This window comes from Citromicrobium bathyomarinum, assembly GCF_038594485.1.
Classification (GTDB): domain Bacteria; phylum Pseudomonadota; class Alphaproteobacteria; order Sphingomonadales; family Sphingomonadaceae; genus Alteriqipengyuania; species Alteriqipengyuania bathyomarina_A.
Genome location: NZ_JBCFZG010000001.1, coordinates 232,313 through 247,675, shown reverse-complemented (window position 1 = coordinate 247,675; position 15,363 = coordinate 232,313). Strand labels below are relative to the sequence as shown.

General features: G+C 63.3%; 12 protein-coding genes. 5 read left to right on the top strand and 7 right to left on the bottom strand.

Features of this window, described 5'->3' with window-relative positions:
- Positions 1-10 precede the first annotated feature (10 nt).
- Positions 11-820 carry a DUF4163 domain-containing protein gene (locus AAG591_RS01175; protein ID WP_342529070.1) on the bottom strand — a complete coding sequence of 270 codons (810 nt, stop codon included), beginning with the start codon at positions 818-820 and terminating at the stop codon, positions 11-13.
- A gap of 71 nt (positions 821-891) precedes the next feature.
- Between AAG591_RS01175 and AAG591_RS01170 the strand changes: the two genes are divergently transcribed.
- From AAG591_RS01170 to glnA, 5 genes are all read left to right on the top strand, one after another.
- Entirely contained in the window at positions 892-2,286 is a 1,395-nt protein-coding gene (locus AAG591_RS01170; protein WP_342529069.1) for a leucyl aminopeptidase family protein, read from the top strand.
- A gap of 98 nt (positions 2,287-2,384) precedes the next feature.
- A complete protein-coding gene (locus AAG591_RS01165) occupies positions 2,385-2,726 on the top strand; it encodes a hypothetical protein (RefSeq protein WP_342529068.1) in 342 nt (113 codons plus the stop codon).
- Positions 2,723-3,652: an N-acetyl-gamma-glutamyl-phosphate reductase gene (argC, locus tag AAG591_RS01160; protein WP_342529067.1), complete on the top strand. Its 930-nt coding sequence runs from the start codon at positions 2,723-2,725 to the stop codon at positions 3,650-3,652. Before AAG591_RS01165 ends, argC begins: the two co-directional genes overlap by 4 nt.
- A 136-nt stretch (positions 3,653-3,788) precedes the next feature.
- The gene (locus tag AAG591_RS01155; RefSeq protein WP_342529066.1) at positions 3,789-4,127 is read left to right on the top strand and encodes a P-II family nitrogen regulator; all 339 of its coding nucleotides are present in this window, start codon (positions 3,789-3,791) and stop codon (positions 4,125-4,127) included.
- A gap of 60 nt (positions 4,128-4,187) precedes the next feature.
- Entirely contained in the window at positions 4,188-5,597 is a 1,410-nt protein-coding gene (glnA, locus tag AAG591_RS01150) for a type I glutamate--ammonia ligase (protein WP_342529065.1), read from the top strand.
- A gap of 64 nt (positions 5,598-5,661) precedes the next feature.
- Here glnA and AAG591_RS01145 read toward each other — a convergent pair whose 3' ends face one another.
- The 6 genes from AAG591_RS01145 to AAG591_RS01120 form a co-directional block, all read right to left on the bottom strand.
- Positions 5,662-6,315: a hypothetical protein gene (locus tag AAG591_RS01145; protein WP_342529064.1), complete on the bottom strand. Its 654-nt coding sequence runs from the start codon at positions 6,313-6,315 to the stop codon at positions 5,662-5,664.
- Positions 6,312-6,518 (bottom strand): helix-turn-helix transcriptional regulator, encoded by a 207-nt coding sequence (locus AAG591_RS01140; RefSeq protein ID WP_342529063.1) that lies wholly within the window; start codon positions 6,516-6,518, stop codon positions 6,312-6,314. Before AAG591_RS01140 ends, AAG591_RS01145 begins: the two co-directional genes overlap by 4 nt.
- Before the next feature lie 99 nt (positions 6,519-6,617).
- A complete protein-coding gene (locus tag AAG591_RS01135; RefSeq protein ID WP_342529062.1) occupies positions 6,618-7,871 on the bottom strand; it encodes a glycosyltransferase in 1,254 nt (417 codons plus the stop codon).
- A gap of 151 nt (positions 7,872-8,022) precedes the next feature.
- The gene (locus AAG591_RS01130) at positions 8,023-12,225 is read right to left on the bottom strand and encodes a translocation/assembly module TamB domain-containing protein (RefSeq protein ID WP_342529061.1); all 4,203 of its coding nucleotides are present in this window, start codon (positions 12,223-12,225) and stop codon (positions 8,023-8,025) included.
- Positions 12,225-14,450: an autotransporter assembly complex protein TamA gene (locus tag AAG591_RS01125; protein WP_342529060.1), complete on the bottom strand. Its 2,226-nt coding sequence runs from the start codon at positions 14,448-14,450 to the stop codon at positions 12,225-12,227. Before AAG591_RS01125 ends, AAG591_RS01130 begins: the two co-directional genes overlap by 1 nt.
- Positions 14,395-15,222, bottom strand: coding sequence for an arginyltransferase (locus tag AAG591_RS01120; RefSeq protein WP_342529059.1), 828 nt, complete (start codon positions 15,220-15,222; stop codon positions 14,395-14,397). Before AAG591_RS01120 ends, AAG591_RS01125 begins: the two co-directional genes overlap by 56 nt.
- Positions 15,223-15,363: the final 141 nt, after the last annotated feature.

Genomic DNA, 15,363 nt, shown 5'->3' with positions numbered 1-15,363 from the left:
AAAAGCGAGATCAGGAGATGAAATCGTCCCGATAGCGTGGCTTGACCACCGCGCGGATCGCGTCGTCCACGCTCAGCTCCACCTCGTAGTCGCCCTCCACATACGGACCGGCGACGTAGGGGGCGGCGTAGAGCATCACCCGGTCGAATTTCGTACCGTTCGAAAGCAGCACCAGTTCAAGCTCATCGATATCGGGGCAGCGGTTGAAGGTATCGTCGCCTTCGTCCAGCTCGCCGCCGCGCCGCGCCATGCGCTGGGCATCGAGCGCGTCGCAAAAACGATTCCCCATCGCCTGCGCGAAAGCATCCTTCGATTCAAACAGCATCATCGGTTCGAGCAGTCGCTGCGAACCGGTATTCCACAGCACGCTGCTGATCCCGTAATTGCCGTGGGCACCACCGAAATAGGTCGATCCATTCTCGATCAGGCTCAGCCAGTCGTCGGTCTTCCCGGCCAGCTTCCACTCGATGGTGACCATGTACCGATTATACGGGAAACCCTCGGACCGCGCCTCGTCGCTCGCCTGCTGGGCAGCTTTCTGGAGGTCGGCTTCTTCGCGATTGGCCTGCTCGTCCAGCCGTTCTTTCAGCGCTGGCACCGAGCCGAGCGCTTCCGGATAGGAGAACGAGAACGCGTAAAGGTCGTTCTTCTCGGTGATGTCGCGGGCCAGCTCGGTCGCGGTTGCGGGCTTCTCCTCACCCGCGCTCTGGGTGGTCTTGTCGCCATCGACTCCGGTCTTCTTTTCAAGCTCCTCGGGCGAAGTGCACGCCGCATTGGCGAGGCACAACGCGATTACAGCAGTGGCAAAACGTGCCGTCATGAAAGATCAATTCCCTTGTCGCGACGCGAATCCGGTTGAGCCTTCGCTCCATCATCGCCATGCACGATATAATGAGTGACACTGCATTGATACAGGCCGAACGAGGCCAGAACGCGACTGAAATCCACCTCGTCAACGAAGCGGGCTTCGCCGACTGGTCCAGGAAATTGAGCGATGTCCAGCGCGCATTGCTCGAAGCGCAGCGATTCACCGGCAAGGGCTACGAAACCGCGATCGTCCCGGCAAAGCCCGGCGACGGTGCCGCCTGGTTCGCGGTCGGCGGGGTCGCCGACCCGGACGACCTATCCAGCTGGTGCCTCGCGCGACTTGCCGAGGTACTCCCCGCGGGCACCTACCGTTTGGCCCAAGGCGACCCCGGCCCCGCACTGCACGGATGGCAGACCGCGCAATACCGGAATCTCGCATACCGCAGCGAAGCCGAAGCGCCAGGTGCGCGCATCCTGCTGACCGGCAATGTCAACGCGATCGAGCCCGCCATTGCGGAAGCCGACGCGGTCAATCTCGTCCGGCGACTGGTCGATGCGCCGCCCGAACATCTCGGCCCGGCTGCGCTGGAATCGGAGATCGAGGCCATCGCCAAGGCGCACGATGCCAAGCTTGAGGTGACGCGCGGCGACCAGCTCGAACAGAATTACCCGATGGTCCACGCGGTCGGCCGCGCGGCGGCACGCCATCACGCACCCCGGATCATGCACCTCACCTGGGGCAAGGCCGATGCGCCGGTGCTCGCGCTGGTCGGCAAGGGTGTCACCTTCGACTCGGGTGGGCTCGACATCAAGTCGGCGACCGGCATGGCGCTGATGAAAAAGGACATGGGCGGTGCAGCGCACGCGATCGCCCTCGCCCGGCTGGTGATGCAGCACAATCTGCCGGTGCGACTGCATCTGCTGGTGCCCGCAGTCGAGAACGCGATTTCAGGCAATGCGCTGAGGCCGGGCGACATCGTCACCAGCCGTAAGGGGCTGACGGTGGAAATCACCAACACCGACGCCGAAGGCCGGCTGATCCTCGCCGATGCGCTCGACCGGGCGAGCGAAGAGAACCCCGAACTGATGATCGACTTCGCCACGCTGACCGGCGCAGCGCGCGTCGCGTTGGGTCCGGAATACCCCGCGCTGATGACGCGGCGGAGCGAAACCGCCGACGCGCTGATCGCGGCTGGCAGGGCACATGACGACGAGCCCTGGCGGCTGCCCCTGCCCGACAGCTACGTCGAGTGGCTCGATTCCCCGCTAGCCGATTGCATCAACGCCCCCAAGAACGGCTTTGCCGGGGCAAGCGTTGCGGGCCTTTTCCTCGACAAGTTCGTCGGAGACGGCATCGATTGGGCGCACTTCGATACCTATGCGTGGCGTCCCACACCCAAGCCGGGCCGCCCGAAGGGAGGCGAAGCTTACGGATTGCGGGCGAGCTGGCACATGCTGAAGGCCCGTTTCGGGGCATAAATGATCCCCAATCCGGGCCATTCCAGCCAGCGAGGTTGTCTGTCGCGCGAGCGCGGGCTAAGCGCCGCGATCTTGAGCATGACAACCGACGCGCCCCAGTGACCGATCAAACCACCTATTCCGTGCCCGACGGCATTCTGGGACTCACCGGCCCGGTAGCCTGGCCCGACAAAGGCACGCTGCCGCTTCGTCGTGACCTGGCGCATATCGCGCTCGCATCGCGTTTCCTCGTGGCACATTACGCCGTACCGTCGATCCTCCATATCGGTGACGCGCCTTCGCCCCTCCTGCGTTCGACCAGTGGGGACGAGGACGTGCTGCTGATCCTTGAGCCGGGAGCGACCTTCGAAGCGCTCGACATTACCAACACCTGGGTGTGGGGCTGCGTGGGACCGGATGGCCCATCGGGCTACGTCAAGCGGTCCGCATTCGCGCAATGACGACGCCGGTCTTCGTCGACGGGGCCGCAGGCACCACCGGGCTGGAAATTGTCGCGCGGCTCGAAGCGCATCCCAAATTTGAGCCGCTCGTCCTCGATGAGGCACATCGCAAGGACCTAAAGGCGAGGCGCGAAGCGCTGAACGACACGCCCTTCGCAGTGCTATGTCTACCCGACGATGCTGCTCGCGAGGCGGTCGCGCTGGTCGATCCGGCGAGCAACACCCGCATCGTCGATGCGTCGAGTGCGCACCGGGTAGCAGACGGGTGGACCTACGGCTTCCCCGAGATCGTCGGACGCGATCGGATCGCGCAGGCGGCGCGCGTTAGCAATCCGGGTTGCTACCCGACCGGTTTCCTCGGGCTGGTCGCTCCGCTCGTGCGCGCGGGCCTGTTGCCCGCCGACTGGCCCTACACCATCAACGCAGTCAGCGGCTATTCGGGCGGCGGCAAGGCCCTGATCGAGCGGTTCGAGAAAGAGCCCGACATCGCCTTCCGCGCCTATGGGCTGACGCTCGACCACAAGCACCTGCCGGAGATGCAAGTCCATGCCGGGCTGGAACACTCCGTGCTGTTTGCACCCTCGGTTGTGCCTGCTTTCCGCGGGATGCTGGTCGAGGTGCCGCTGCACCTCGGCGCAATGCCCACCGAGCCGCATGCCGATGCGCTGAGGGAAGCGTTGGCCGAATTTTACGAGAGTTCGCCAGTGGTAAACCTGGATCGTAATACCGCCGTGAGCGAGCTTCTGCTCCAGCGGGACGCCAAGCCCGACGATACCATGACACTGCGGGTGTTCGGCAACGAAGGCGGCTGGAATGCGCGGTTGATCGCGGTGCTCGACAACCTCGGCAAAGGGGCCAGTGGGGCGGCGATCCAGAACCTCAATCTGATGGCCGGATTTGCGGAAACTGCGTCTCTGCGGCTTTGATCGGCACAAGCGCTCTCATTTGCGGTCTTTCACGCAATGAACGTGCCCCCTTTTCCGCACTGCAACATTGCCCTACGCTGCACATGACAGTTTGCCGACTCGGCAAGGCCAACGACCTCGGAGGACACCAGGCGCGGTGAAAAAGATCGAAGCGATCATCAAACCCTTCAAGCTCGACGACGTGAAGGAAGCGCTGCACGAGGTCGGCGTATCGGGAATCACCGTTACCGAAGCCAAGGGCTTCGGACGCCAGAAGGGGCATACCGAGCTTTATCGTGGCGCCGAATACGTCGTCGATTTTCTGCCTAAAGTGAAGCTGGAGGTGGTCGTTCCCGACGCGCTGGCCGAACGCGTGGTCGAAGCGATCGCGGGCACTGCCCAGACGGGCCGCATCGGCGACGGCAAGATTTTCGTTTCCACTATCGATACCGCGTTGCGCGTCCGCACGGGCGAGCGCGACGACGACGCCCTGTAAGAACTTTTCGCACGCATCCAACGCGGCATCCGCTGCCAGTTACCATCCGAAAGGAGCACTATGTCTACTGCCAAGGACGTACTCAAGCAGATCAAGGAACAGGACATCGAGTGGGTCGACCTGCGGTTCACCGATCCCAAGGGCAAATGGCAGCACCTGACCATGGTCGCCGGCGTTCTTGGCGAGGATGAGCTGGAAGATGGCCTGATGTTCGACGGTTCGTCGATCGCCGGGTGGAAGGTCATCAACGAAAGCGACATGATCCTGCGCCCGGATTTGTCGCAGACCTATATCGACCCGTTCAGCGCGACCCCGATGATGATCATCTTCTGCGATATCGTGGAGCCGAACACCGGCGACTGGTACGCACGCGACCCGCGCACCACCGCCAAGCGCGCCGAAAACTACCTCAAGTCGACCGGTATCGGCGACACCATCTATGTCGGCCCCGAAGCCGAATTCTTCATGTTCGACGACGTCCGCTTCGAAGACGGCTATGCGGGGTCGGGTTTTGCGATCGACGACATCGAACTGCCGACCAACTCGGGCCGCGAATACGACGCGGGCAACATGGCGCATCGTCCGCGCGCCAAGGGTGGATACTTCCCGGTCGCCCCGGTCGACAGCGCAGTCGACATCCGTGCCGAAATGGTCTCGACCATGATCGAGATGGGTCTCAACTGCGACAAGCACCACCACGAGGTCGCCTCGGCGCAGCACGAACTTGGCCTGACCTTCTCGACTTTGGTCCACACCGCGGACCAGATGCAGATCTACAAGTACGTCGTGCATCAGGTCGCGCATCTTTATGGCAAGACGGCAACCTTCATGCCCAAGCCGATCAAGGATGATAACGGGTCGGGCATGCACACCCACATGTCGATCTGGGATGGCGGCAAGCCGACCTTCGCGGGCAACGGCTATGCTGGGCTCTCGGACAATTGCCTTTATTACATCGGCGGCGTCATCAAGCACGCCAAGGCACTGAACGCGTTCACGAACCCGACCACCAACAGCTACAAGCGTCTGGTGCCCGGCTTCGAAGCGCCGGTGTTGCTGGCCTATTCGGCCCGCAACCGCTCCGCCTCGTGCCGCATTCCCTATGGTGCGGGCGACAAGGCGAAGCGCGTCGAGTTCCGCTTCCCCGATGCGATGGCCAATCCGTATCTCGCCTATTCGGCGCTGCTGATGGCCGGGCTCGACGGGATCCAGAACAAGATTCACCCGGGCGAGGCAATGGACAAGAACCTGTACGATCTGCCTCCGGCGGAACTGGCCGAAGTTCCGACCGTGTGCGGTTCGCTGCGCGAAGCGCTCGAAGCGCTGGAAGCGGACCACGAATTCCTGCTGAAGGGCGACGTGTTCACCAAGGATCAGATCGAAGCCTATGCCGAGCTGAAGTGGGAAGAGGTGATGCGCACCGAAACCACGCCGTGCCCGGTCGAATACGACATGTACTACAGCGCGTAAGTGCCCGTCGTCATAGCGAAAACAATCGGGTCGCCGGAGCAATCCGGCGGCCCTTTGCTTGCCCTCAGTTCGGTCCGCGAAGCATCATCCCTCGCCTTGCGGTCTGCCAAAATGCGGCCACCAGCAGGGTGGCGGCGAACATGGTGATCCAGTCGAGCGGTGCAGGCCCGGCGGTCATCCCCAGATGGGCAAAGATCGCCCAGCCCCCGCCGATCAGCAGCATAAGATAGAATGCGGTGGCGGTCGCGTCCTTGGAAAGCGCGCGTTGCAACTCGTCGGTATGACGGTTCATCAATATGCTGAGAACGACGGCCGTCGCCACCATCGCAATTGCCCCGACCGCCGCGACCGGAGCGGATACCGGAGCGGCCTCCCCGCCAAGCGCCAGCAACAGCATTGCGCCGCCGAGCAGGATGAGTGCAACCGAGCTGTAACCCAGCATCCGGCGTTGCTCCCGCAGCTCGTCGGCGTCCTCGACATTAAGGAATTTCGCGCCCATCGCCGGGTTCAGCGAGCCTAGCAGCACTGCAATTCCGGTGACCGCATACAGCAAGCCAACCAGGCCCCCGATTTCGCGCGATTGGCCCAGCGCGCTTCCTGCGGCCAGATCGGTGAGGCTGAGGAATGAAAAGGCTGCGACAAATCCTGCCAGTGCCCCGGCGGACACCGGCAGCAACAGGCGACGCCACATCGGCTTCTTGATGGTATCGTTGGTCATTGCTGCGGCTCCCAATCGTCGATGAACAGGTCCGGCACCGCCACAGCAAACAGCTTTGCCATGCGCAGCGCCAATGGGAGGGACGGATCGTACTTGTCGGTTTCGACCGCGTTGATCGTCTGGCGTGACACGCCGAGGCGCCGGGCCAATTCGCCCTGGCTCCAGCCTGCGTCTTCACGATAGTGCTTTACGCGGTTCTTCAACTATATCGTCCTCCCGCCAGAGCCTGCACCGCCCTGACAAGAGGTCTTTACAGTCAAGAGCTCTTGTCAGTCAAGAGCTCTTGTCAGGCGTGCCGGGCGTTACGCTGTGCCGTTGAAGAACTTGTATACGGGGCGGAAACCCAGCGGCCCCCGCTGCACGCGCGCTTCGGCAGCCTTGAATGCCTTGGGGTAGACCGTCTTGAACAAGTGATCGAAGGTCGCGTCCCAGCTATATTCGCGCTCCACCAGCGCGCGGCCGTTGCGCCCCATTTGCCGAACCTTGTCGGGCCAGATATCGACCACCGCCTGCGCCATCGCCTGGGTATCGCCCACCGGCACCAGTACCCCGTTTTCGGGTGACACCCGGCTCGGCATAGCGCCTGCGTCGACCCCGATGACAGGTAATGCACACGCCTGCGCCTCGATTACCGACATGCCGAAGGTTTCGCTGGGCATGGCCGATACATAGATGTCGGAGGATGCTAGGGCTCGCGCCAGTCCACCGCGATCGCTCATGAAGCCGGGAAACGCTATGTTGAGGCCTGCGGATGCTTCTTTCAGCTCCTCGGTCAGCTGTCCGTCGCCGAACATCACGAGGGCTGCATCCAGCTCTCGCGGAATCTTGCGAAACATCTCGATCAGCTGATCCGCGCCCTTTTCGTAATCGATCCGACCCGCATAGATCAGCAGCGGCCCTTTGGTGTGGCCCAGCCCCATTTCTTCGCGAAAGCCGGGATCGGCCTTGTCCGGGTGGAATATATCGGTGTGCACGCCCAGCGACATGGTGTCGGGATCGGTCACCTTCATGCGGGTCAGATTGCCTGCAGACGTTTCGCCCAGCGAATAGACGCGGTCGAACTCACGATAGGTGATCTCGCCGTAACAACAGCTCTGCCAGCGCCAGAAGCGGGCCAGCTGATGACCGAACAATTTTTCCGCCACGCGAAAGACCTGCGCGTCCGGGAAATCGGTGTGATAGCCCGCGACCAGCGCAGTCGCCGGATGGCGACGCCGGTAATGGATAGCCGTCCACGGCAAGATCCACGGGCATAGCGATTCGATCAGGTCGGGCTGAAAGCGCTCCAGAACCTCGCGAATCGGCTTGGTATCGGTGATGAACCTGTAATTCGGGCTGTTCTCGACCCCGCCTGCAGCGATCTCGCACCAGATGCTGCGCCCGTCCTCGACCACCTTTGTTTCCGGGCCGGGGACGATTTGCAACAGCCGGTGGTTTGTCGATTCGAGAACGTAACGGCGCTTTTCCTTAAGGTATGTACTGACACCGCCGCCGCCACGCGGCGAATAGCTTTGGGTCAGGTCGCACACCAGCAGCTGGTCGTTTGTCGAAGCCATAAGTCCGTCAAAAAGCCGTCGATTGAAGAGTTAGCGCGCCAGATGGTGCCTGGCCGTCGATACGTCCACCTCTATGCCCGATGCCCATCCGCGCGCTCCCCTCTGCCGGTCGGGCAATGGCGCCTTACCCGCCGATATCGCGACTGCAAGCCTAGTAATCGCGGCTCGCCTCGATCGAGACACCATTGCGACCGATGGATGACACCGTCGCCAGCAGCGATAGCCAGCTGGTAATGCGGAATTCCGCATCGGTCGCGCTGTAGCCCTGCCCGTCGGTAATCACCTCGACATAGAACCTGCGGCCGATATTCTTGCCCAGCGCGATCGACGTCCCGCGACCCAGGACCGGATCGGCAGAAACGATCCGCAGACGATCGAGACCGATCGCGCTCCTCAGCTGATTGATCGGATCGAGGCCGCCGCCGCCGCGCAGCGAAGCGACCGCCGCGCCCAGTTGCAGCGCATCGGTTGCCGACAGGCTCGTAATCGAGCCCCCGAACAGCAGCCGCGAGAGGATTTCCTCTTCGGGTAGCGCGGGGGTGGAGCTGAAATTGATCTCCGGCTGCATTGCGTTTCCGGTGATCCCGACGGTCACATTCACGCCGTCCGCATCGGTTTCCGCCTGAATGTCGAGCCTGGGGTCGATCGCTTCCGTCTGGTCGAATTCGATCCTGCCACGGGTCACTTCGAACCGCGCGCCGGCAAAGGTGTAATCGCCACGGATCAGGTTGGCTTCGCCGCCGATCCGCATGTCGTCGGTGGTGCCGCGCACGCGCACGTTGGCACTCCATTCGCTGTCGAGACCCATTCCGTCGACATCCACCCGGCTGGGTGCTCGGGCATCGATCAGGAAGCGCCACGGTGCGCCGGGCGCTGCGGACTGGTATCTGTCGCGCGGCAGGTTGACTTCCCGCGTGGGGATCGTCGGGATCTTGGTGGTTTCGGCGCCAATGCCAAGCTTCCAGCTCGCCCGGTTGACCGCGAGACGGCCGGCGATTGTCCCACCCGATCCGTTGGAAACGATCCGCAGAGGCCCGGTTACGATGGCCGTGAGGCCGCGGGCATCGACGAGTTGGGCGTTACGCGCGCCTGCGCGAATATCGATCTCCGGACCACGACCCGCGCCGAGGTTCTTGAGGTCGACAACGCCGCTGCCATTGACCGCACCACCATTGGGGGCAGTGCCCTTGAAGCTGTTGATCCTGAGCCGCGAGCCAGCGAAGTCGCCGCGCACGCTCGCATCCCGAATATCGGTGCCCGAAATCGCGCTCTGCACGCGCAGACTGTCGCTCGACAGCGAACCGCGCACCCTCGGCCGTTCGAGGGTCCCGCGCACGTCGGCGGCGATCGCCACCGGGCCGGAGAAGTCGAGCAGGTCGATCGCCGCAAGCCGCCAGAGCGATTGGGCCGGCCCGCGATAGCGCAACTGTGCAAACAGGTCGCCACGCTGCAGCCGCTCGATCAGGCTACCGTCTCGCGGAAGGTCGGAAATCAGCGCCTGCACGCGCCCGCCCTGGGTGTTGTTATCATCCAGGATCGCGCGCGCTTGCAGCTTGTCGGCATCGAGGCGGGCGACCAGCGAAAGATCGATCGGTCGCGAAGCCAGGATCAGCCCGGACCGGGTGAAGCCTGCGACCTTCACCCGCGCTTCGCCCGTCGGCATCCCGCCCGAAGGCGCGGCGTAGCTTACCGACCCCGAAATCGAGCCACCCAGCCCTGCATCGCCGAGCACAATGTCGCCGACCGACAGCGGGATATCCTCGGCTCGCAGGTCGAGGCGGGTCGCACCGCCCCCAAGCTGTCCTTCTGCAAGAATGAAGCCGTCGCCGTAGGTAATCTGGGAGCGTTCGAGCGCCCATCCGCCACCATCGACCTTGGTCAGGATCGCACGGCGGGGCATGGTAAGCTCGCGACCGGCAAGATTGCCACGCGCAGCGAGCGCGAGGCGGTCCGGCGCCACGTCTGCGGCGAGTTGCAGCGCAAACCCGCGCCCGCGACGTCCCGCGATGGCGGCGTTCACGGTTCCCCGGCCGTTCGTCAGCTGGGCATCGCCCTGCATCCGCCCGATGAAGAGACTTCCATAGCGGATCCCTTGGGCGTCGGCTTCGCCCTGAATGGTCGTATTGCCATCGGCAATCAGGCCGCTCGCCTTGATGTCCGCGGTTGCGATCTGCAACGCAGTCGCGCCGCCGAAGTTCGCGTTCCTCGCTGCGATATCGACGTCGAACGCCTGTCCGCCACTGCGGGGCGCAAGGCTGATCGTTCCGTCGAGGCCGCCACCTGCCAGCGTGAGATCGCCCGTAGCAGCACCATTACCCAGCGTGATGTCGCCCGAGACCTGCGTCTCCGACACAGTGAGCGACTCGATAGCAAGCCTCGTGGGCCCGCCGGCAGGAGAATAGAGACCCATCTTGCCGACGAACCTGCCGAGCATCGAATCGCCCTCTGTCTCGATGCCGAAACCGTCGTCGATCGGGCTCAGCGCCACGCGAACATCGCGCAGACCCGCAGCAGGCAGTGGGTCAGCAAATACAAGCACCGCCTCGGTGCCCTTGTCCGTCAGCGATGCTTCGACCGTGAACGGCCCATAATCCGCTTGCCGCCCGCGCCCGGCGACCCGGGTGGTACCCGGCGCCACCTGGCCGTCGATCACAAGGTTCAGCTTGCGCGAATTGAGCCGAACCTGACGGAAGTCGATCGGCGCGTTCTGCGCGAGCGACACTCCGCCCGAAAAGTCGAGCAACGGGCCAGCGAGATTGGCGATGGTATCGTTCGTGACGCGCGGAACCTGCCCGCGCACATCGGCGGTGAGGCGCCACCTGCCATCGTAGACGAAATCGATCCTGCCCCCTGCGTTGACCCGCCCGACCTGCTCGAACATCAGCCCGTTAACCGCCGCCGGTCCGCGCACTTCCCAGCGATTCGCGGCGAGGTTGCCGCGCAGGGACAATTGCGCGCTCGCATCGGGGAAATTGATACGCAGCATGTCGGACAAGAGTTCGCGACCGGTATAGACCAGCCGACCGGTCGCCGTGCCGTTCACAAGTCGCGGATCGGCGAGTTCGTTGCCGGTGACGATCCGCCCGATCCGGGCGTCGACGGGCACGACCCAGCGACTGCCGTCATAGGTTGCGGTGCCCTGCTGGGCGATCCCGGTGATCGTGGCGGAGCCCGCGGCGAAACGATCCGCAGTCAACTGAAACGGAATCGAAAGATCGCGGAAAGAGCCGTCGATCGTGCCGCTAGCCTTGGCACCTTCGAGGCGCATACTGTCGCCAAAAAGCTGCGGGTCGCGCAGATCCGCGGCGAAGCGGACTGCATCAGCACGGTTCTCCGCCAGATTCGCGGCCCCTTCGACAACCAGACCGAGGCCCTGCCCCAGCACTTCCAGCTTTCCGTCCAGGATTCGGTCGGCAAAGGTCCCACGCGCTTCGATCCGGGTTTGCGGGCCGAGGGCGCGCTGGGGAATGCCGCTGAGGAAGGGTGTGGTGTCTGCCCGGCCCGAAACGCCATAGGCACCGTCGCGCGCGGTCAGATCGAATTGGCCGATCCGCTCTCCATCGCGATCGACGAGAAGCTTGCCCGCCCACTTGCTCCAGGTGCCGTCCCCGGCAAGCCGTGCGGCGTATGCGCCGTCCAGCCCCGCCAGGCTGGTAATGACGCCATTGGCAGGAGCATCGACCCGCACATCGGCGTCGAACACATCTCCATCCGGTTCCGCTGTCAGGTCGACCACCAGGCGATCGCCCGCGTCGAAGCGGCCATCGGCCTTCACGATCGCGCGGCGATTATGAATGTCTGCGCTTCCCGCGAGATTGAGCCGCCTGCGTTGATCGCCTGCGATGCCCTCCGCCAGAGTGAAATTCTCAAGCTCGAGATGCCCGATGTCGATGTCGAACCCGGGAAGCATCGGCGAGTTGGGATCGCCCGGCTTGAGTTCGGGCAAGCGCTTCAGCTCGCCGCGTTTGACGACCAGCGAACGAATATCGAGCCTGTTGTTCGCCCATGCGAGCGGGCGCCAGTCGATCTCCGCACGCGGCACGGTCAGGAACACGCCCTTGGGATCGGAAAGGGTCAGATCGTGGAGAACCGCATCGCCATAAATGTTGCCCTCGATGCGCCCGACCTTGATCCGCAGGCCGTTCTGCGGTTCCAGATTGGCGATCTGGTCGGTGATCCAGCGCTTGCCGACAGGCGTGTTGAGTCCCGCGACCAGGCCCACCGCCAGCAACGCGAGCACAGCCAGAATGCCAAAGGCCCAGCGCGCAATCCGGCCGCCGACGCTCTTCTTGCGCGTATCCTTGGCGTGCTTTTCCGGTTCGACCGGCGCTGCGGCTGCGGCTTCATCGGCCATCAGAATGCCTGGCCCAGCGAAACGTAGACCGCGATGGGACTATCGCCCGGTCGCGGATTGAGCGGGGTTGCGACATCGAGCCGCAGCGGTCCGAAGCCGGTCATGTAACGCACGCCCACACCGGCACCGATGCGGATATCCTTGAAGTCGGGATATTCTGCCGTACCGACCGAGCCGGCGTCGACGAAGGGCACCACCTGCAACGCACCATTGAACCAGGGGGTTGGCACCCGCGCTTCCGCGGACAATTCAAGCAGCGAGCGACCGCCGATCGGATCATTGTCGGAATTGCGCGGGCCGATCGCCCGGTAGCCATAACCGCGGACCGATCCGCCGCCACCTGCGAAGAAACGGCGCGAAGGCGCGATATTGTCGAGGGCCGCGCCGGTAATCGAGCCGAGCCTTGCCCTGCCCGCAAGAACCGGTCCGTCTTCGCCGATTTGCCGATAGTAGGAGAAGTCCGCCTGATTGCGCAGGTAGAACGTTTCCATGCCCTTCGTGTTTGAGATTTCCGGCGAGACCCGCATCGAGACGCGGAACCCTTCCGTCGGATTGAGCAGATCGTCGCTGGTGTCGATCTGGGCATAGCCGGGGATCGCGGCGACAAAATAGGTCTGCCGCTCCGGCGGGTTGGGATTGCCCGCACTGCTGTTGTCGATATCGAACGCCAGCCGTTCGTCCGATGCGATCAGTTCGAGCCCGATGCTCCAGCTGAAGGGCTTCTGGAAAAGCAGCGTCGAAAGCTGCTCGTAGGTAGCGGTGAAGCCAGCCGTGTCCGCATTGAAGGCGTTGTTGTCGAGCGTGGTGACAAACGCATCGAGGGTCAGCACACGGTCGCGTGCGCCGAAATTGCTCTTGCGGAAGGTCACGCCTGCCAGCTGTTCCTGCGTACCGACGACGCCGCGCACGCGCAATGCGCCTTCTGGCGGGAAAAGGTTCCGGTGTTCCCAGCTTGCCTCGAGGCGGTAACCTTCCTCGGTACCGTACCCGATCGCGCCTGCGATCGTCCGCAGTTTCGCCTCGGTCAGCCCGACTTCCATATTGACCACGCCGCGCTCGCCATTGGTGGGCGCTTCCGCCTCGACGGGCGTGATGGTGACCGAGGAAACCAGCCCGGTAGCAATGATCGCACGCCTGAGATCGAGTTCGAGATCGCGCTGGTAGAGGTCGCCCGGTTCGAAACGTGCGATGGTCTGAAGGTGTTTGCCCGACAGGAAGCCGGGCTTGGTCGAAATCACCTGACCGAAATTATACTGCCCGTTGGGCCGCACCGCCATTGTCAGATCGCCTTCGATCCGCGCATGGTCGATCAGCAGTTCCGGTCCGTCCATCTCGGCGAACGGGAAGCCGTTATTGCCCAGCGCGGTGTCGAGATCGGCGCGTTCGGACAGGATTTCGTAGCTGTCGACGAAATCGCCGGGATAAAGATCGAATGCCTTCCTCAGCGTCTGCGAATCGGGGGCCTGATTCAGTTCGCCCAGATCGATCTCGCCGAACCGGTAGCGCTCGCCGGGGAGGACGTTGAACCGCACCTGCGGCCGTTCGTCCGAACCTTCGATCAGGTTCGGGCCGACCTCGCGAATGATCTCGCCATCGTAATAGCCATATGCCCGTAGCAGACGGTTGAGGATTTCCTCGTCCTCGCGCGCTCGTGCGCCCAGCTGGCCGACATTGGTTTCGGTATCGCCGTATGCCTCGATCGAAGACAGCATCTGGAACTGGTCGACGAATTCGTCCTGCTGGGGGAACGCACCTTCCTCGGATGGAAACGCCAGTTCCAGCTGATCGGTCAGCTTTACCACGCGCGGATCGATCAGCAGCGGGCCCGCCTCCAGCGGGTTGTCCTCGGCGAACTCGGTAGAACCATCATCCGGGATCTGTTCGGCATCTGGAAGTTCGAGCGGGTCGGGCCATTCGATGGTCAGGCCGGGAACCTCTGCCAGCGGGCTTTCAGGCGCCAGATCGATATCTTCGCCAGCGAAGGGATCGGGGCCATCGATGGGAGAGGGTTCTTCAGGCGGCACGCCATCGGCAGCCCAGGTTTCCGGATCGTCGATCGCCTCGTCGGGAATCAGAGCTTCGAGTTCGGAATTGGCGTCGCGGTCTTGCGCGTGCGCGATGCCCGCCTGGCTCGCAAGAATGACAGCGAGTGCCGAAAGGCAGGCTGCACTAGCGGCTGACGGCGAGCGCCTTGTCGCCCCGGCCGGTGCTACCCGCAGAGGCATCGCCGCCAACGGCTTCGCGAATGAGACGATCCTGTTCCTCACTTCCCAGGCGGCGCCAACCGCGCGGACCGAGCCGTTCGAGAGGCCGGTAGCGGATCTTGTATTGCATCCGCGCTGATCCCTCGACCCAATATCCGAGGTAGACGTAAGGGATGCCCTCTTCTGCGGCTCGGCGGATGTGATCGAGAATGATGAAGTTACCAAGACCCGACCGTTCCTCATTCTCGGAATCGTAGAAGCTGTAGATCATCGACAGCCCATCGCCCTGGCGGTCGGTCAGGCATGCTCCAACCAAACGCCCAACAGAGCCATCGCTGGTTGGTTCCCGATATTCAAGGACATAACTCGAAACAGGTGTGTGTTCGACCATGTCCGCATAGTCGACTTCGTCCATTTTCGTCATCCCACCTTCGGGATGCCGGTTGCCCAGATATTCGCGCAGCAGCTCGAACTGCTCGGAGGTTGCCCAAGGCCGACACTCGGTCACGACGAGGTCGCTGTTGCGCTTGAGGATACGTTTTTGCGCCTTCGACGGGGCGAATTCGCCCGCCACCACGCGCACCGACACGCAGGCCTGGCAGTCGACACAGCTTGGCCGGTAGGCGACGGTCTGGCTGCGACGAAACCCGATGCGGCCAAGCGCTTCGTTCAACTGGTCGGCGTGGGGCCCCTTGAGCTCGGTAAAGACCTTACGCTCCGTACGACCCGCTAGGTAAGGGCACGGCGCAGGGCTCGTTACGAAAAAGCGCGGAAAGCGAACGGGGGCAGTCACGGCTAGGCCTGGCGCTCCTGTCGAAGGCTAGAAAAACTCAAGGTCGGCGGCTGGTGGACCGTATGCCTCACGGAACACCCTCTTAGAAGGCCCTTAACCATGAAGCAGGGTTAACGAGACCTTATTTTGCACATCTGTGGC